The sequence below is a fragment of the Roseateles toxinivorans genome (assembly GCF_004362525.1).
GTDB classification, from domain to species: Bacteria; Pseudomonadota; Gammaproteobacteria; order Burkholderiales; family Burkholderiaceae_C; genus Paucibacter; species Paucibacter toxinivorans.
In genome coordinates this window covers 86,690-106,177 of the sequence record NZ_SNXS01000012.1, presented here as the reverse complement: position 1 = coordinate 106,177, position 19,488 = coordinate 86,690, and the positions used below count along the sequence as shown (strand labels likewise).

At 72.7% G+C, this 19,488-nt stretch carries 6 protein-coding genes; all 6 read right to left on the bottom strand.

Annotation, left to right across the window (positions count from 1 at the left end; translation table 11 throughout):
- Positions 1-13: 13 nt before the first annotated feature.
- The 6 genes from DES47_RS25595 to DES47_RS25570 all read right to left on the bottom strand — a co-directional run bounded on the left by DES47_RS25595 (position 14) and on the right by DES47_RS25570 (position 19,179).
- Positions 14-688: a response regulator transcription factor gene (locus DES47_RS25595; protein WP_243748466.1), complete on the bottom strand. Its 675-nt coding sequence runs from the start codon at positions 686-688 to the stop codon at positions 14-16.
- Between the two features lie 5 nt (positions 689-693).
- Complete coding sequence (locus DES47_RS25590; RefSeq protein ID WP_208115119.1) at positions 694-2,523, bottom strand: ATP-binding response regulator; 1,830 nt, start codon at positions 2,521-2,523, stop codon at positions 694-696.
- 101 nt (positions 2,524-2,624) lie between these two features.
- On the bottom strand, positions 2,625-3,185 hold the full coding sequence (locus DES47_RS25585; protein WP_133703614.1) for a response regulator transcription factor: 561 nt from the start codon (positions 3,183-3,185) through the stop codon (positions 2,625-2,627).
- Between the two features lie 11 nt (positions 3,186-3,196).
- Complete coding sequence (locus tag DES47_RS25580; RefSeq protein WP_133703613.1) at positions 3,197-3,979, bottom strand: PEP-CTERM sorting domain-containing protein; 783 nt, start codon at positions 3,977-3,979, stop codon at positions 3,197-3,199.
- A 66-nt stretch (positions 3,980-4,045) separates the two neighbouring features.
- Positions 4,046-5,674: a ShlB/FhaC/HecB family hemolysin secretion/activation protein gene (locus DES47_RS25575; RefSeq protein WP_166652171.1), complete on the bottom strand. Its 1,629-nt coding sequence runs from the start codon at positions 5,672-5,674 to the stop codon at positions 4,046-4,048.
- A 5-nt stretch (positions 5,675-5,679) separates the two neighbouring features.
- Positions 5,680-19,179 (bottom strand): leukotoxin LktA family filamentous adhesin, encoded by a 13,500-nt coding sequence (locus tag DES47_RS25570; RefSeq protein WP_166652170.1) that lies wholly within the window; start codon positions 19,177-19,179, stop codon positions 5,680-5,682.
- Between the last annotated feature and the right edge of the window lie 309 nt (positions 19,180-19,488).

Here is a 19,488-nt window from a genome sequence, read left to right as displayed (position 1 = left end):
CAACCCGCAATGACTAATCAAGCAGGCGCTGCGTGCGGGCCTCCCGGGCGGCCTGGGTGCGGTTGCTGACGCCCAGCGCACGGAAGATGGCGCCGACATGAACCTTGATGGTGCGCTCGGCCAGGCCCAGCCGGCGGCTGATGTGCTTGTTGGACAGGCCGTCGCAGACCAGGCGCAGCACCTCCAGCTGGCGCGGCGTGAGCTTGCCCGCCGTCGGCGCCATCGTGGCGGCCTCGCTGATCTCGTCCGCCTCGGCATCCGGCAGTGCCAGCATCAGCGGCGGCACATAGGTCTGGCCGGCCAGCACCAGGCGCAGGGCCGCCGACAGCGTGGCCGGGCCGGCCGACTTGGGCGCGAAGCCGGTCGCGCCGGCGGCGATCAGGCGGCGCACCTGGGCATGGTCTTCGCAGGCGGTCAGCACCAGGATGGGCAGCTCGGGGCTGCGCCGGCGCAGCTCGGTCACCAGCACGGCGCCATCGCCGTCCGGCAGGTTCAGATCGACGATCAGCGCGCGGATCACGCCGCTGTCGGCGAGCCGCAGCGCCTCGGCCACGCTGCCGGCCATCGCCACGGCGGCGGCGGGCGCGATGTCGCGCACCAGGCTGGCCATGGCCTCGCGCATCAGCGGATGGTCGTCAACGACGAGATAGCTGCCGCCGAGGTCCGGGCCGGCCACCGGGTCGGTCATGATGCTCACAGGGCGGCCTCCGCGGCGGCCGCTGCCTCTTCCGCCTCTTCCGTATCCGCCCGCCGGCCTTGGGCCAGGGCCTGGGCGATGGCCACCCGCAGGTCCTCGGTCGCCACCGGCTTGTGCAGCAGCAGCAGGCCGCTGGCCTGGGCCTCGACCAGACGCTCGGGCGCGGTATCGCCGGTGATCAGGATGGCGGGTATGTCCTGGTTGTACTCGTCGCGCAGCCGCGCCACGGCATCCAGGCCGCTGGCCCCCTCGCGCAGACGGAAGTCGCTGATCAGCAGCTCGGGTGTGGCCGGCTCCAGCAGCAGGCCCGCCAGCAGTTCCGCCACGTCGCCGGCCGTCAGCACCTTGCAGCCCCAGCCGGACAGCACCGCCTCCATCGCGGCGAGGATGTCGGCGTCGTCATCGATCACTGCCACGAACAGGCCCGGCGGCGGGGCGCTGTCGGGGGCCGGGGCCGCCGGACCCTGCTCGACGGCCGTCACCCCCGCACCGGCCGGTGCGACGACGGGCAGCGCCAGCGTGAAGACCGTGCCGCGCCCCGGCGCCGAGCGCAGGTTCAGCGCCAGGCCCAGCAGCTCGACGGTGCGCCGCACGATGGCCAGGCCCAGGCCCAGGCCCTTGTTGCGGTCGCGTTCCGGGTTATGCAGCTGCACAAACTCCTGGAACACATCGGCCTGGCGCTCCGGCGGAATGCCGATGCCACTGTCGCGCACCTGCAGCACCCAGCCGCCCGCCCCGCGACGCAGCGCGATCAAGACCGTGCCCCGGTCGGTGTAGCGCAGCGCGTTGGACACCAGATTGCGCAGCACCCGTTCGAGCAGCACCGGATCTGTCTCTATCCACAGCGGCTGGGGCGGCAGGCGAAGACGCAGGCGCAGGCCGGCGGCGCCGGCGCTGGGCTGCTCCTGCTCGGCCACCCGCTCCAGCAGCGGCGCCACGGGAAAGCGGCGCCGCTCTGGGTGCACCATGCCGGCGTCCAGCCGCGACACATCGAGCAGCGAGTTGAACAGATCGGCCATGGTCTCCACCGCGTGGGCGGCATGGGTGGCCAGGCGCTCGCCCTCGACCGTCAGCGGCTGCTTGCGCAGGGCGCTGAGAAACAGCGACAGCGCATGCACCGGCTGGCGCAGGTCATGGCTGGCGGCGGCCAGAAAGCGGCTCTTGTCCAGGCTGGCGGCTTCGGCGCGCTCCTTCTGCAGTTGCAGATCGGCCGCCAGTTCGGCGACGGTGTAGCGGCTGCGCAGCGAGTCGCGCAGCGTTCGGTTCAAGCTGGCGGCGAAGCGGATCGAGGTCAGGCCGAAGGCAAGCACCGTTGCTGCCACCGCCAGGTGGGCCACGCTGCCGGCCCACAGGCTCATGCCGACGACGCTCGCCACGCTGGGCACCAGGAAGGCGTAATAGGCCGGCAGCAGCACCGACAGCGCATGCATGGCGCTGCTGGTCATGCCGCCGATCAGAAAGATCAGCAGAATCTGCAGGTCCAGCCGCTCCGGGGGCCACAGAAACACCAGGCCCGCAGCCCACAGCAGGCCGCTCAAGCCCGAGGCGACGATGATGGCGCGGGCGCGGGCAGGCGCATTGCGCGGGTGGGCCGGCCGGTGGCGAGTGAGCCACCAGGCCCAGGCGTTGAAGGCGCTGTGCAGCATCTGCAGCGCAAACCAGCTGCCCAGCGCCACCGTGCTGACCAGCCCCTTGACGCAGACCAGCACGACCAGGGGCGTCAGCGTGTTGCCCAGGATGATGGAGGGCAGGGTGCGCTGCAGTGCGGTCACTTGGTCGGCCAGGATGCGCGCCTCCAGCGGGATGGCGGCGGTGGATGGGGCCATGCGTTGCATGGCCGGCATTGTGTCCGCCTGCCCCGCCGTGAGGAACCCCCTAATGACGCAGATCGGCCGCAGACCGCCGCAGACCGCCCACAGATGGCGGATTACTCGATCAGGCCCTGCGCCCGAGCCACCGCAGCGATCTGACTGCGGCTGCGCACCTGCAGCAGGCGGAACAGGCCGTCGATTCTTTCGCGCGTGGCCGCCGGCGCCAGGCCCAGGCGGCGGCCTATGTCCTGACTGGACAAGTCCTGGCACAGCAGGCGCAGCAGTTCCAGCTGCGGCGCCGCCAGGCTGACAGGCGCGAGCAACTGGCGCAGCGCGGCCAGCAGCGCGTCGTGGCCGGCCGATTTGGCGCAGAAGCGCCGGGCGCCCAGCGCGAACAGGCGGGCCAGGCCGGCCTCGTCGGGCTCGCAGGCGCTGAACACCAGCATGGGCAGGGCCGGGCGGCGGCGGCGCAGCGCCTGCATCAGGGTCTCGCCGCGGCCGTCGGGCAGTTGCAGATCGACGATGGCCGCGTCGGGGGCGTCGCGCTCGGCCAGCGCCAGCGCCTGCTGCAGGCTGCCGGTGACCGAAACCCGCAGAGCCGGCTCGACCTCGCGCACCAGCGCCGCCACCGCCTCGCCCATCAGCCGGTGGTCATCGACAACCAGCACATGGCGCATGGGCGCGGCCGTCAGGTCCTCGCAGCCCGGCGCCGCCCTGCGAGGCCCAGGCCGGCCAGCAGCAGGGCCGCCGTGGCGGGCTCGGGCACCGGTGTGGCAAAGCTCTGGCCCTGGGCGATCAGGGTCAGGCCGGCGCTGACGCTGATCGCATCGGCGCCGGTATTGTCCAGCTGCAGCGCAAGCGTGTCGCCGACGCTGTCGGCGGACGGGCCCAGATCGGCATAGGCCGCGGCATAGGCGGTGTGGAACACCGGCAGCGTCGAGGCCGAGCCCAGCATCACCACCGTCAGGTTCACCTGGGCGCTGTCGCAGCTCAGGCAGCCGGGGGCCAGGCCGCTCACCTCGGCATCGAGCTGGTAGCTCAGACTCAGGCGCAGCCCGGTCTTGGCGCCGAGCAGGATGCCGCCGAAGTCCAGGCCATAGCCGCTGATGGCCGAGGCATAGAAGCTGCCGCCCCCGCTGCTGCCGCCGGCCTGCAGGCCGGTGGCCGTGACCGCCGCCGCCGCGCTGGACCCCGAGGCCCCGGTCGAAGCCGCCAGAGGTCCGCCGGCGCTGGGCAGGAAGAGGCTGAAGGGCAGGGCCGCGGGGTTGTCGCCACCGACCTCGCCGCTGATCAGGCTGCTGCCGTTCAGCCAACTGGCGCTGGGCGCCAGCCCGTCGCCGGGGTCGAGGTCGATCAGTTCGAAGCTCAGGCCGCTGATCTGGCCCTGGGCGCTGACCTGGGCCGGCGCGGGCCCGGCCAGGGCCAGGCCGGCGGCGAGTGCGGTGATGCCGGACAGTAGCTTGCGGTTCATGGTGCGTGATCTCCGGGTGAAGGTGAACGGGTTGCGGTGAACGGGTAGGTGACGGTGCGGCGATGCTCACCAGACCGTCGAGGCGGACAGATGCAGGCGCGGGCGGCGGGTCGGTGCCTCTGCGGCCTCGGCGGGCGGCTGGCGCAGCGGCCAGGCCAGGCCCAGACGCACAGAGACCGGGCCCCGCTCGCCGGCCAGGCCCAGGCCGACCGAGGCCAGGGTCTGTGCGCCGTGGCCACCGCCCGGCCGGCTGCTGCCAACGTCGGCATGGGCCAGCAGCTGCAGGGCGCAGTGCGTCGCGCAGCGGGTGAGGTCACCGAGGGCCAGCGGCCGCCGCCATTCCAGCGAGGCAAAGGCGCCGCGGCGTGCCGAGAGCAGGCCTTCGGCATAGCCGCGCACGCTGGCGGAGCCGCCCAGCTGGAACTGCTCCGACGAGGGCAGGTCCGGATCGGGCGAGAGCTGCAGCGCGGCGCGCAGCAGCCATTGCTGGCCGTTGGCCAGGCGCAGCAGCCGCGCCAGACTGGCGCGCAGCACGGTGTAGCTCGCCTCGCCGCCGGCCGCGCGCAGGCCGCGCGCCAGCTGGGCCTCGCCGCTCCAGCTGCCGGCCTCGTCCTGCCAGTCCAGCGTGCTGCTCAGGCCCAGCACCGTCAGCCGCTGCTGGCGCACGCGCTCGCCGGCCACGTCGGTGGCCGAGTCCTTGGCGCTCAGGCGCAGGCCCGCGCTCCAGCTGCCTTCGGGCTTCAGCCACAGCGTCTGGGTCAGGCCCAGGCCCAGATCGCGCGAACTGCCGGTCAGATCGAGTGCGGCGAAGCTGCCACGCCGCACCGCGATGCGGCCATGGCTGTAGCTCAGGTCGAGCCGGCGCAGCGGTGCCAGGGGCAGTGCATAGCCCAGGCTCAGGCTCGGGCTGGGTGCCCGGCCGGTGAGCAGCAGGCTGGCGTTGAGGCTGTCGCCGCGCTCGCTGAGCAGGGGCAGGCGCAGGGCCAGGCCCAGGCGCCGCTCGCCCAGGCTGCTGCTGCCGGCGTTGTCGGCGAACAGCGTCCACTGGCTGAACGGCGGATCGCTGGCCTGCAGGCCCAGATCGCTGGTGCCCGGGCTGGCGCCGGCGGCCAGGGTGGCGGCCAGCTGCACCTCGTGGCTGCGGTTGAAGCGCTGCAGCGCCGCCTCGATGCGCGGCACCGAGACCAGCTCGCCGCTGACCAGGCCCAGATGTTCGCGCACCAGGGCCTGGCCTAGCCGGGTCGGGCCCAGCGCGATGCGGCCCAGCCTGGCCTCGACCAGCTGGATGCGCACCCGGCCCTGTTCGATCTCCTGCGGCGGCAGCAGCGCCCGCGCCGTCGGCGCGCCCTTGGCGGCGTAGAGGGCGTTGATGGCCTCGGTGAGCTCCACCAGGTCGGCCAGGCTCAGCGTGCGGCCCTCGTAGGGGGCCACCAGGGCGCGCAACTCGTCGGCGCCAAGCACTTCCGACGGCCCGGTCTCGATGCGCTGCACCGGGATATTGCGCAGGCGCGAGGCCGGCGGCAGCGCCGCCGGGGCGGCCGGCGTGCCCAGAGGCGCCGGCGCCGGCCTGCGCTCCAGCTGCTCCTCTTGGCGCTGGCGTTCGCGCTGCTGGCGCTCCAGGCCCTGCTGGGCGCCGGGGTCGGGCGGCTCGGCGGCCTGTACGGCGCCTGCCAGTGCCATGGCGATGAGGCCCAAGCCCCTCATGGCTTGGCTGGCGGCAGCACCTTGCGGCGCCCCGCTTCGAGTGTCACCCCCTGCACCGCCGTCGGCATCGGCCCCAGCACCAGCAGATCGCGCACGGCCTTGGCCTTCAGGCTGCCGCCGGCGCTGACAAGACCGCTGGTGCGCAGGTCGCGGCCGGCCGCAAAGCCGGCGTCGCCGCTGCTGCGCATCACGCCGCCCAGGGCCAGGTCGTTGCCGGCCTGAGCCTGCACGCTGGCGGCCTGCAGCATGCCGCGCAGCGTCCAGTCGCCGCCGGCCTGCAGGTTGGCCAGGCCGCCGATCTGCAGCAGCCCGTCCAGGCCCAGCGTGCCGCCGGCCAGCAGGGCCAGGTCGCCGCGCGTCATCAGCGTGCCGCCGATCTGCGCGATGCCCAGCAGATTGAAGCTCGCCGGGCCACGCAGCTCCAGGCTGCCCTGCTGACGCAGGCTGGCGGCCTGCGCCCGCAGCGCACCGCCGACCACACCGGTGCCGCGCAGCTCCATCGCACCGCCGGCAGTCAGCTCGGTCGCGCCCTGCAGCGCCTGATGGCCGGCCAGCAGCAGGCTGCCGTCGGCCGACACCGCGCTGGCGCCGCTGGCGCTCAGGCTGCCCAGGCTCTGCAGGCGGCCGCTGGCGCTCAGGTTCAGTGCGTCGGCCTCGACGCGGCTGCCTTCATCGAGGCTCAGGTCGCCGCTGCGGGCCTGGAGCCGAGTGTCGCGGGCCTGTATCGTCGTGGCCTGCGCCTGCAGGTTGGCGGCCGTCAGGTGCACGGCGGCGCCATGCAGGGCGCTGCCAGGGCCCAGGGTCAGGCTGCCGGCGCTGTCGATATCGATGCTGGTGAGGGCCTCGACGGCGCCGCTGATGCGCATTGCCGGCACCTGGGCGGCGATGCGCAGCGGGCCGTTCGCCACCCGTGCCGAGGCCAGCTCCAGCGCCTCGCCGCTGGCCGCCAGCCAGGCGCCGCTGCCGGCCTGCAGCTGCAGCGGGCCGGTGACCGAGACATCCAGCGCCGCCAGCGGATCGCCCGGCAGGCCGATGCTGCCGCCGGCGATCAGCGTCAGCGCGCCGGCGCGCACGTTCAGATCGGCGCTGTTGAGCCGTCCGGTCAGCGAGCCGGGGCTGGACAGCCAGGCCGCGCCGGGCGTGAAGATCTGGTCTATCACCAGCCCCTGCGCGCCGGCCAGGGTCAGGTCGTGCGCCGCGCGGGCGGTGACGCTGCCGCCGGCCTGGGTGGCCACCTGCAGCGGTGTGCCCGGTGCGCCGAGCGCGCCGCCGCCGGCCTCGACCAGCACGTCGCGCCCGCTGACGGCGCTGCTGCCGGCGGTCAGCTGGGTCAGGCTGCCGCGCGCCTTGATGCGCACCTCGCCGTTGGTGCTGAGCACCTGCTGCAGGCGCAGATCGCCCTCGGAGCCGAGGTAGATGGCCTCGCCTGCCTTGGCGCTGAGGGCGCCGCCGCTGCCGCCAGTGTCGCGCATCGCCAGGTCGATATCGTCCTTGGCGGTGATGCGCAGGCCGGTGGGCGTGAGCTGCAGATCGGCGCGGTCGGCGGCCAGCAGCGCCAGCTGCTGCTCGGGCGTCCACTGCCGCGGGTCGCGCGAGATGTCGGTGCCGGCCGATGCCCGGCCGATGCCGTTGCGCGCCTCCAGCTGCAGATTGCGGCCGCTGACGTTGGGGTTCTCGACCAGGATCTGGGTGTCGGCCGTGTCCTTGAACAGCCCGGCCGCGACGCGCTGGGTGATCTGCGCCTCGTTCCATACGCCGCCGTTGGCCAGCGCCTGGCGCAGCGCCGGATGAGCAGCGCTGTCGAAGTGCCAGACCGGGTCGTAGCTGCGCGCATCGCCCTTGCCGAACTCGGTGGCGGCGCGATGATAGAAGGCCGTCTGGCCATCGCGCCAGGCCGCCAGCTGGGCATCGTTCCAGCCATTGGCCGCCTTCAGCTGGGCCGCCGTGCCGGCATCGACGACGTAGACGAACTTCGGGTCGTAGGCGCTGGCCGCGAAGCCCTGTGACAGGCCCTTGCTGTCGAAGCGCTCCTTGAGCCCGCGCATCTGCCAGTAGGCCAGGTACTCCTGGCGCTTGCCCTGCTCGTAGCGCTGCAGATTGAGCTCGACGCCGGCCTGGGCGCCGCTGTCGGCGGTGAGGCCGGCGCGGCGCGCCACGCCCAGCAGGGCCTCGCGGGTCTCCTGCTTGACCGATTGCACGGTGTCCACATCGACGATGCCGCCGTTGGCCGCGCGCAGCAGCACGTCGCCGCCCGAGCTGGCAACCTGGGCCAGGCGCAGGTCGCCGGTGGCCTCGGCGATGCCGATGTCGCGCGCCGCGCGGGCCTCCAGACCGCCGCGGTCGGCCGGCAGATTGATCAGCAGCGGTGCGGTCAGGCTGCCGATGCTGCCGTTGTCGGAGATCAGCCGCATGTCCCCGGCGGCCAGCGCCGACGTGGCGCCGCCGCCGCGCACGATATCGCCCTCGGCCTGCAGGTACAGGCGTCCGGGGGTGTCGACACGGCCCAGCCGCAGCCCGCCCTGGTAGGCGCGCAGGGCGATGTCGGTGCCGGCACGCAGGTCGACGCTGCCGGTGGCCGAGAGCTGCACCTCCAGCGGCCGGAACTCGCTGCCGCTGCCGTTGCCGAACTCGCCGATGGCGCCGTTGCGCGCCGTCAGTGTGAGCCGGTCGGCGATCACCTGGCCGGCCGTGACGCCGCCGGCCAGGCCGATGCGGCTGGCGTCCAGCAGGGTCGTGCCCTTCAGATTGCGCACCGTGTCGCCCAGCTTGATGGCGGCATCGCGCGAGGTGACGCTGAGCGTGCCCTCGTCGGCACCGATGAAGTTGATCGCCACCGGCCGGCTGGCCGCCAGGCTGTGGGTGAAGAAGTTGCGCTCCTTCCAGCTCCAGTCGCGGCGCGTCTCGATGTTGTCGTAGAAGTCCGCCGCGCCCGAGCGGTAGCGGCGCAGGAAGTACTCGGGCGTGCCGCCGCGTTCGTAGCGGTCCTTGCGGAAGTCGTAGATGTAGTCGGCCGTGCGCTTGTCGCCATTCGTCAGCCACAGACCGCTGATGCGCGGCGTGTAGACCGGTGGCGGCGCGACCACCACGGTCTGCGTCGGCGCGTTCTTGGCCAGCCAGTCGGCCAGCTCGCCGAAGTCGCAGCTGACGGCGCAGGTGCGGGTGTAGATCTGGCTGTAGGCGACGGCGATGTTCTCGGCATTGATCCAGTTCAGCCGCCGGTTGGCCCGCGGCGTGTACAGGGCACTGCGGCCGCTGGTGTCGCTGGCGACGGCGCTGACCAGCGGCCGCGCATCGTCCTTGCTCGCCACATTCTCCTGGGTGGTCTGGACCTGGCCGTTGCTGCGTGTGATCGTCGTCACCAGATTGTTGCCTGCCGCGTCGCGGGTGCTGGTGTCGGTGATGCGGATGCGGCCCTGGGTGCCGGCGCCGGTGTCCAGGCGGTTCAGCACCAGCGCACGGTCGGTCAGGTTCTCGACCTGGATGCGGCCGTAGCCGTCCAGCACATTGAGCTGGCCGCCGCCGGTGCTGAGCACGTCGCCGAACAGCTGCATGAAGCCGCCCTCGACCTGGATATTGCCCAGCTCCAGCTCCTGGGCCGCGGCGTTCCAGCGCAGCTTCGGGCGCAGCGCTGCGTCGAGGCTGGCCATGGCGTTGTTGCGCAGCGGCACCCAGGCGCCGTTGGCGTTCTTGGCGTCGGCGTAGGCGGCGTTGTCTATGCTCACCCGCACATCGGCGATGCCGCTCTGGATCACGCCGTTGAGATTGAGCTTCTCGCCGCTGATGAAGACATTGTTGCCGGCGATGATCGTGCCGCCGGGCCTGGCCACCGTGGCCACCGTGTCGCTATTGGTCAGCGGCGTGATGGTCGCGGTGAGCGGGTCGCGGGCGGCCGGGAAGCGGCTCTTGGAGGCCGCCTCCTCAGCATCGGTCAGCGACTTGATGACCAGCGTCGGGTCGCCGGCCGTGTGGGTGTAGCCCAGACTGAAGGTCTTGATGAAGTCGCCCTGGGTGGCAATGTCCACCGTCTGGGCGCTGATGTCGGACGAGACCTGCACCGAGCCGGTGCTGGCAATGCGCACCAGGCCGCGCGGGTTCAGGATATTGCCGAACACCTGCACCTCCGGCTTGGGCGTGGTGCCCTCGGCGGTGTTGCGCAGCTCGATCAGCGGCGCCGGCGAGTTGCTGCGCTCGTCGATGCGGCCCAGCGCGGCCACCCCGCCCGGCGCGTTGCGCAGATTGATGTCGGCGTTGGAGGCGATGCGCGCGCCATTGAGCGTGATCTCGCCGCCGCTGTCGCCGGGGATGCACAGCGCCGCAGGGCAGGCGGCCGTGCCGGCCTGGTTCTTCACGCTGAGGAAGCGGTTCGAGGCGTTGTTGACGCGGATGCTGGCGTCGCCGGGCGCCACCAGCTCGCCGCCGCTGCCGCCCGTCAGCGCCCCGCCGCTGATGCGGATGTTGCCGCTGGTGGCCATCGCCGGGTTGAGATCGATGAAGCCGACCTTGGCGCCCACGCCCAGCTGGGCGCGGCGCGCCTGCAGCAGGTCGAGGTCGGCCTGGAAGCCGGCGGCCACCGCCGGGTTGTCGGCATAGGTCTGCACCAGCTGCTTCAGCGCATTCATGCGGCCCTCGATCTCGCGGCCGAGATCGACGTTGTCGCGGGTGCTGAAGCTGATGCCCTCGCTCTGGCGCAGCACCTGGCCGGCGCTGCCGATGTCCAGGTACTGGCGCCAGTGGGTGCCGGCGAACAGCGTGCCATCGACCTGCACCGTCGAGGCCGGGCGGTCGAACTCGGCGCCGGCCTGGATGTCCAGGCTCAGATCGCTGTCGAAGATCTGGCCCAGGGCCTGCAGTGCCTCGCGGTACAGATCGGTGCCGCGGCCGAAGCCGCGCAGCTCGCGCTGGCCGCCGCCGGCCAGCAGCTCGATGTCCTTGACGGTGGCGATCGCCGCGCGCTGCATCTGCGCCTCGCGCGGCTCGCTGGCCAGCGGCGTGCCGGCCGGCAGTGCGTAGGGCTTGACGACGATGCGATTGTCCTGATCGACGATGGCCAGCGCATCGGGCGCGCTCGGGATGGGCACGGCCGTGCGGTTCCACAGCCGCGTCTCGGCATCGGCGCGCAGCACGTTGTCGACACCGGCGCGCAGGCGCACGCTCTCGTCGGACTCGATGCGCCCGCCGTCCAGAGTGATGCCGTTGGCGGTGACGATGCGCGAGCGCGTGCCGCCTTCTGCCGCGCCGGCCAGGCCATAGGTCTTGCTCTGCGCCTCGGTATCGACGACGCCGCTGGTCGAGGCCTCGATGCGCACATCGCGCTGGCTCTTCAGCAGCGCACCGCTGCCGATGCGCACCTGGGCGTCGTTGCGGCGTGCATCGACGAAGGATTCGGTCCTGGCCACCGCGATCGCACCACCGGTGTCGAGCAGCACGCTGTCGAACACATCAAGCCGGTTGCGCGCGGCGATGTCCAGCTCGGCCTGCTTGCCGCCCTGGTCGTTGCTGCTGATCTGGGCGCCATCGCCGACCAGCGCGCGGGTGATGTTGTCGATCTGCGTCAGCGTGCCGCCGGAGGAGCCGGAGAGCACGCCGCCCGAGGCGGCGCGCACCGCCCAGTCGGCGCCGGCGCTGTCCTTGGCCACGGCGCTCAGCGCGTCGAGCTTGAAGGCGTTGGCGCGCACCACGCTGTCCGGCGCCAGCTCGGCGCTGGTCGTGTTGGCGCTGCTGTTGAACACATTCGCGCCCGAGTAGCCGGCCACCGAGGCCGAGGTGCTGTCGGCCTCGCCGTGCAGCCGGGTCAGGTGCTCGGCGGCGATCTCGACGCTGCGCGCATCCACGGTGCCCGCCAGGCGGGTGAGGGTGTTGGCGGTGGCCACGTTGTTGACACGGGCCGCCAGCACCACGCCCAGGCCACCGGCGCCCGAGGCCGACTTGGCGCCCAGCGCGTCGCTGCTGTCGCTGCCCAGGCTGACGGTCTGGGCCGTCAGCCGGCCGGCGCCGATCAGCGTCTGGGTGTCGCTGTGCACCTGGGTATTGGCCAGATTGCCGCCGGCCGCCAGCAGGCCGCCATTGATGCCGCTGACATCGCTGCGGCCATCCACGTCCGACTGCGCATGGGCCGAGAAGCCGCCCGACAGCGTGATCTGGTGGCCGGCGCCCAGGCTGACCTGGGTGGCGGGCCGCACCGTGGTGCTGGCCTCGGTGGCGCTGGCACCAAGCAGCAGGCCACCGGCGGCGGCCTTGGCTTCGGCCTCGGCGCTGGGCGCGTACAGGGCCAGATTGCCCGGGCCGGTGCCGATGCGCTCGCGCTGCGTCTCGGCGCGCAGGCTCAGGCTGCCGGCCTGGGCCTTCAGGCGCTCGCCGATGCTGACGCTGGCGTTGGACGCGATGTCCACATCGGCCAGCGACATGCCCATCGACACGCCGGCCGAGACCGTGATGCCGCGGGCCACCGCGCTGCCGCGCGGTGTGGCCGTGGCGCTGAAGCTGGCGCTGCCCTGGCCCAGGGCCAGGCTCACATCGCTGCCCACCGTGGTGCTGGCACGCACGCGGTTGTCGGTGTCGGCATCGACACCGGTGCCGGCGCCGACCAGGCCGCCCGCCGCCGCCAGCACGTCGGTGGTGGCGGCGCTGCCGGCATGGCCGCTCACCGTCAGACCCGCCGCCTTGATGCTGCTGCCTGCGGCCACCCGGGCATCGGCCAGGCTGCTGTCGGCGCTCAGGCCTATGGCCGCGCCAATGCCCACCAGGCCACCGGCCGCGCCCAGGCCCTTGGCTTCAAGCCCGTGGTCAACCCCGGCATCGACCGTCACGCCACCCGCGGCCTCGACCGTGCCACCGATCTCGGCCACCGTGTTCGCCGACTTGCGATTCAGCGCCAGGCTGGCGGCCAGGCCGAGCGCACCGCCGCCGCCGGCATAGGCCTGCTGGCTGGCCGTCTCGGACTGGTCGTCCCGTGCCTGCACGCGCACATCGCGGCCGGCCCGGCTGCGGCCCAGCAGGGCGGCGCGGGTGCGTTCCTCGGACAGCGCCACCGCAAAGCCGCCGCCCAGCGAGGCCCCGGCCGACAGGGCCACGCCCACAGCCTTGGTCCGGATGTCATTGCGGGTATGGGCATCGACGGCGATGTCGCGGCCCGCGGTCAGGCTGGCGCCACTGGCCACCGCCGCCTCGGCGCTCTGCCGCGTGGGCGTGGCGGCGAAGTCGCCGGAGGGATCGACGCCGGCACGGGCGCTGTCTGCCTTGGCGCGGGCCTGCTGGGCCCGTGCACCGCCCGAACTGCCCAGCTGGTTGCCGGTGCTGCTGCCGCGCATCAGCTCACCGACCTTGGCCACCGAGGCCGAGGCGTTGTCGTTGGAGTCGCTGTCTGGCCGCCCGCCCACCGACACCACCGACACGGCGCCGGCAATGCCGGCCGTCAGGCCGGCGCCGCCGGCGATGGACAGGGCATCGATGTCGCGGCCGGCCTCGGCCTCGACGCGGATGTCGCGGCCGGCGCGCACATCGGCGCCGCCGGCGACGCTGGCCCGCGCGCCGCTGCGCAGCAGCACCACATCGACCGCCGCGCTGGCGCCCACGCCGACGCCCACGCCCAGGCCGCCGACCTTGTTGTCGATGCGCACCGTCTCCTCGGCCCGCAGCAGCACGTCCTGCGTGGCGGCGCTGAGCTGCGTGTTGATGCGCGATCCGGCGCCGATCTCGGCCTCGGTGCTGCCCTTGGCGACCAGCACATCGACCGTGCCGGCCACGCCCACCGCCCCGGCCAGCGAGGCGGTGGCGCCATAGACGTGCTGGGTGAAGTCGGCATCGGCGGCCACCGTCGTGGTGGCCGGGGCGTCCAGGCGCGAACCCAGGGTGCGCGCCGAGGTCTGCTGCTCGCTCAGATTGATGGTGGCGGTGATGCCCACGCCTACCGCGCCGGCGGCCAGCGCGCCGGCGGCGATATCGACATCGCCGCGGCTGGTGGCCTGCACATCGATGCGGCCCTGGGCGCCATCGATCTGGCTGTTGCTGACCAGGGTCTCGGTGCGGCCCTTGCTCATGATCAGGCCCAGCGAGCCGGCCAGGCCCACGGTGCCGCCGCCCAGGCCCACCACGCCCTGCGTGATTTCGTTGCTGGAGCGTGACAGCACCCGCGCGGCCTCGCGGCCGGCCAGCGCCGCTCCATCCAGGGTGGCACTGGTCAGGTGGCTGATGAAGGCTGTGTCGGCCGCCCCGCCGACGCCGGCCGTGCCGCCGACCGCGCCGCCGCCGGTGCCGGAGAACAGCTGGTCGTGGTGGTAGGCGGCGACCAGGCCCTGCTGGCTTGCCTGGCCCTGGTCCAGCGCGCGGTTGAGGCGCGCCTGGCCGTCGACGCGGGCCCGCGTGGCGCCGCCCATCAGGCTGACGGTGACCGTGCCGGCCACACCGGCCGTGCCGCCGCCGGCCACGGTGAGGGCGAAGTTCTCGACCCCGGCGGTCGAGACGGCGACCACGCCGGCGCCATGCAGCTGCTCGGTCTGCTGGCGCGTGGACAGCGGGTTCTGCGAGGGCAGCTGGGTGGCACTGCTGCGGGCGCTCAAGGCCCCGCTGGGCACGGTCACGCCGTTGGAACTGTTTGCGTTCTCGACCAGGCCTTCGAGCAGGGTGCCCGCACCGCTGAGCTCGGCCGCGGTGTCGGAGGTGATGTCGTTGAAGGCGATCGCCCCGCCGGCGCCCACCGTGCCGCCCACCGCCGCAGCGCCGGCGCGCGACTTGATGAAGTCGTCGGCATCGGCAAGCAGCAGCGCGTTGTTGCGCGCGCTGACCCGGGCCCCGCCGTCGATGCGGGCCAGGGTCGCGCCGCCGGCCAGATTCATGGCAATCGAGCCGGCCACGCCGGCGGTGCCGCCGGCCGTGCCGGCGATCGCCCAGACGTCCAGGGTGGCGCTGCGCTGGGCCTGCACGGCGATGTCGGCCGCGTCCAGGCTGCCGCCGCTGACCCGTGCCGTTACTTCGCTGTCCACCTCGTTGTACGAGGCGGAGGCGCCCACCGCGGCATTGCCGGCGGCGCTGGCCGCGCCGGTGACGGACTGCAGCTCGGCGCTGTCGCGCGCCAGCAGATTGATGTTGCGGCTGGCCGCCAGCTGGGCGCCGCTGGCCTCGGCGCTGGTGTCGTTGGCGATGCGGTTGATGCCCAGCGAGCCGGTGACGCCGACATTGGCGGCGCCGCTGCCGCCGGCGGCGACGGCCTCGATGTCCGAGCTCTCGCGGGCGTCCAGCGTCAGGTCGCGCCCGGCCAGACTGCCGCCGACGAGCTTGGCGCTGGTGCTGTTGGCGATCTCGTTATAGGCCGCGGCAATGCCGATCGAGGCCGAACCGGTGGTCAGCGCCACGGTGCCGGCCACCGACAGGATGGACGAGTCGTCGAGCGCCGCCAGGGTGACCTGGCCCGCGCCGGTCTGCACCATCGCCTGCCGGGCCATGGCCTGGGTCTCGTTGCCTATCAGGTTGATGGTCACCGCACCGCTGCCGGCAATGCCCTGCGAGACGCCCAGCGCCGCCGCGACCGAAATGATCTCGTTGTCGCTGCGGGCCCGCAGCTCCAGGCCACCGGCATCGACGCTGCCGCCCGACAGATCGGCGTTGCTGCGGTTGTTGACCTCGGCCAGGCCCAGCGCGGCGCCGAAGCCGGCCTTGCCGCCATAGCTGGCGGCACCGGCGATGCTGCGTATGCTGGACGCGTCGGTGGCCTCCAGCCGCACCGTGCCGTCCGAGCTCAGCTGCGCGTCGCTGGCCTGGGCCAGGGTCTGGTTATCGACCGTGCTGTAGGAGACCGAGCCAGCCACGCCGACCTTGCCGCCGGCATTGGCGCCGGCCGTGACCGACCAGCTGGCGTTGCTGTTCAGCGCGCTGCTGGCAATCGCGGCGGGGGCGCTGAGCCGGGTGCTGGCGATGCCGGCCTCGGTGACCTTTTCCAGCTGGTTCCAGGCGAAGGCGCCGGCCAGGCCAGCGGTCTTGCCCGAGGCGATGCTCAGCCCGCCGGCGGCGGCCAGGTTCAGCGTCGGGTTGCTGGCCACCAGCTGGGCGCCGGGGGCCAGCCCGCTGAAGGACCAGGTCTGACCGTCGTCATCGCTGGCATAGGCGATCAGGCTGGGCAGGGTGCCGCGGACGCTGATGTTGTCCAGGCCGCGCACGCGCGCGCCGGTCTGGTCGCCGGCGATGTTGACCGAGGCGGCGGCCGAGATGCCTATGCCCGATTTGCCCTGCTGGCCGGTGTCGCCGCCGGCGGTCTTGGTGCCGTCGCCACCCTTGCCGGCCTCGGCGCTGCTGCCCGAGGGGCCGCTGCCGGCCAGCGCAAACGCGCCCTGGGTGCCGGCACTTCTGGCGTCCAGCAAGAGATTACCGCTGGCCGTCAGGCTGCCGCCGCTGGCGGTCTCGAACAGGCGGTTGCCCAGCAGGGCCTCGGTGTGGCGGTCCATCTCGTTGAGCGCGACGGCAAAGCCCACGCCTATGCTGCCGCTGCGCGCGACGCCACCGGCGATGTTGACGATCAGGCTGTCGTCATGGGCCAGCAGCAGCACATTGCCGGCCTCGACCTGGCTGCCGCCGGCGATCTGCGCGACGGTGCTCAGCTCGGATTGCAGCATCGAGAACGAGCCGTTGATCGACAGCTTGCCGGCCTTGCCGGCGGTCTCGGTGACCATGATCTGGTCGAAGTCGGTGCGGGCGGAGACGGCCAGATCGTCGGCGCGCAGACTGGCGCCGCTGCCTATGCTGGCGTCGGCGCCGCCCTTCATCACGAATTGCAGATAGGAGCCGCCGACCCCGGCCTTCCCGCTGCCGCTGTTGCTGGTCAGCAGGGTGGCGTCCATCTCGGGCACGCCGGTCAGGTGCAGCATGCCCTGCTCGGCACTCGCTGCGACACGCACATCGCGGGCCGGTGTGACGGCGGCGCCGTCGGTGTTGATCTGGGCCGCGCCGATGCGGGCCCGGGCGGCGTTGTCCAGCGTCAGGTAGGTGACGGCCGCGGTCAGCGAGAGCTTTTCGCTCTCCACCGAGTTCTGCGTCCAGGTATTGCCCTGGCTGGGCTTCTCGGCCACGTCCTTGAGCTTGGAGCCCAGTTCGGCGTAGGCGGCCGGGCTCTTCCAGTCCATCTCGCGCAGCTGGCGTATCAGCGCGGCATGGGGCTCCCAGCCGGGCAGCAGCCTGGACTGGGCGCTGAGGTCCAGCGCGCCGGCGCTGTTGACGGTGGCGCCGTCGCCTATCGTGGCCTCGGTGACATGGTCCATATCGGCCACCACCACGGCGCCCGAGATCGCCACGCTCTTGTTGTTCTGCTGGTTGTCGCCGGCCGGAGGAGGGTCCGAGTGGGCGCGCTCGTCGACGGCGGCCGAGGCGCGGAAGATGGGGGTGTCCACCGCCCTGGCGCTGACGCTGGTGCTGCCCTGGCTGGTCAGCCGGGCGGCCGGGGCGATGGCGGCGCTGACCCGGTTGTCGATATCGGCGAAGGCGACGCTTGCCGACAGGCCGAACTTCTCCTTGTTGCCGCTGCGGCCGTCGGAGCCGGGGATCTTGGCGATCAGGCCCGTCAGGCCCTCGATGAAGGAGCCGTCCAGCGTGCGCGCGCTGGTCACCGCTTCGCCGACGTTCTGCGGCTTGCCGGCGGTGCCGGCGGCGGCCTGCACACTGCTCGTGCCATCGTCTAGCAGGGCGGCCACCTTGATCGCACCGGCCTGGGCCGTGCCGGCCAGACGGGCATCGAACAGGGTCTTGTTGAGGCCCACCGAGACGCCGGCCGAGGCCATGCCGTCCTGGAAGGAGCCGCCGCTGCTGGCCACCTCGAAGCTCTTGGCGCCGCCGGCGTCCAGGCTCAGCGTGCGCCCGGCCGTGAGCTGGCTGGCGGCCGTGCTGCGCACGGTGGCGGTCTCCTCGGCAAAGCCCAGCGCCACCGCCGCATTGGCATAGCCGGTCGGATTGGAGGCATTGTTGTTGGCATTGCCGAGATTGGTGGTGCCGACCTCGACCGACACGGTGTTGTCGGCCTGGGCCTTCAGCAGCACATCGCGGCCGGCCTGCAGGCTGGCCTGACCTATGTCTATGCTGGCCCGCGAGGTTGATTCGCCATAGCCGACGCCGATGATGGTGCTGCGCACATTCATGCGCGCCTCGGCCCGCGAGGTGGCGCGCATGTCGATGTCGCCGCTACTGGCCTGCAGCAGCGAACCGCCGCCGACGCTGATGCCGGCCTCGGCCTTGGAGATCGTCACATCGACGAACAGGCGCAGCGAGGTGAAGAAGTCCAGCAGCGTGTTCTCCAGCGACTGGAAGGGCGTGGGGTTCTGCGCCGACTGGCTGGCGGCGAACAGGTATTTGTCGTCGGCGGTGGCGCGCAGCTGCACATCGGCGCCCTTCAGCGTGGAGCCGCTGATGACGATGCGGGCCGACTGGTCCTCGGTGGAGCCGAAGGTGGCGCGCGAGGCATCGTCGCTGGCGCTCAGGCGCAGCAGGGCGCCGGCCTGGCCGGCCGAGCCCTGGGCCAGCAGGCGGGCGTTGTTGCGCAGCTCGATCTGGGTGGCGGCCAGCTCGATGCCGCCCGAGGGGCCCTGCGAGGGCGCGCTTTCGTGCTCGGCGGCGGTGCCGACCCTGGGGCCCAGATCGCGGCTGCTCAGCAGCGCGCCGTCCAGGCTGAGCTTGCCGCCGGCCTGCGCCGTCACGGCCGCGCCGCCGCTGGGGCTCAGCGCGCCATACACCTCGCCGGCCAGGGCGATATCGGCGCTGCCCAGCAGGCGGATGCGGCCGCCCGCCGTGCTGACGCCGGCAGCGCTGTCCAGGCCGCTGACATTGACCAGGCTGGCGAAGGCCGCCGCCCCGCCGGGCCCGGCGGCGATGCGCGACCCGCCCTCGGCCGCGAGCTGGCCGGCGGCCAGGCTGATGGCGTCGGCGGCGTTGAGCCGGCCCTGCACGCGTACGAGGCCGCCGGGGCTCAGCGGGTAGCTGCCGGTCAGCGCCTGCAGCACAGCGCCGTCGCCGATGCCGCCCTGGCCATCGATCAACTGGCCCATGAACAGCGGTGTCGGCGCGGCCAGGGTCAGGCTGCCAGCGTTGAGCACGCCGCCGGCGCCGACGACGAAGCCGGCACTGTTGAAGAAGTAGACATTGCCGCCGATGCGGCCGTCCTTGTAGGCATTGACCCAGCCGTCGATCTGCGAGGGCGGCCCGGAGACGCTGTTGATCAGGTTGGCGCTGCCGGCGGGCAAGAGCAGATTGACCTGCTGGCCGCCTGCGACATCGAAGCGCGAGAAGCTGTTGAAGGCGGTGCTGCCGCGCGTGGTGGCGGTCGTCACGGTGGCCAGATTGCCCTGCTGGCTGACCTGGGTGGCGGTGCGCTGGTCGGGCACCACATGGATCGTCTGGCTGGGCGTCTGGCCAAGGGCGGCGGGCGTGGCCACCATCAGGCTCATGCCCAGACCGCTGGCCCAGGCGCAGCGGCGCAGCACGCAAATATATTGACGGCGCAGGTATCCGATAGCGGCGGCGGTCATATTGTTCTCCCTGACTTCGCGGAACCAGGTTCGACTCTCGCCGCTTGAGCGTCCGCCGACCATTGGGCAGAAGGACTAGTACCCCCCTGTTTCACGGCGCAGGGGCCGTGACTTTGCGCCGCCCCGGCGCGCACGTTCTGGGCTAGCATCGCTGCGCGGTGAGTGCCGGATCGGTCGCGGGAGGGCGAGTTGGATCGAATGCTGGGGCGTCTTGCGGGGCTAGGAGCCTGTCGGGCTTGGGGTCGGGCCCGCGCCGGGACGAGTTGCGGCGCCAGACTAGGCGTCGGCGAGGCGTGGGATGGGTCGCCC

Bases quoted from the DNA above. Each gene is read 5' to 3' on its own strand.
- DES47_RS25580 (WP_133703613.1), bottom strand. From the start codon at position 3,979: ATGAACCGCAAGCTACTGTCCGGCATCACCGCACTCGCCGCCGGCCTG.
- DES47_RS25595 (WP_243748466.1), bottom strand. From the start codon at position 688: ATGACCGACCCGGTGGCCGGCCCGGACCTCGGCGGCAGCTATCTCGTC.
- DES47_RS25590 (WP_208115119.1), bottom strand. From the start codon at position 2,523: ATGGCCCCATCCACCGCCGCCATCCCGCTGGAGGCGCGCATCCTGGCC.
- DES47_RS25570 (WP_166652170.1), bottom strand. From the start codon at position 19,179: ATGACCGCCGCCGCTATCGGATACCTGCGCCGTCAATATATTTGCGTG.
- DES47_RS25585 (WP_133703614.1), bottom strand. From the start codon at position 3,185: ATGCGCCATGTGCTGGTTGTCGATGACCACCGGCTGATGGGCGAGGCG.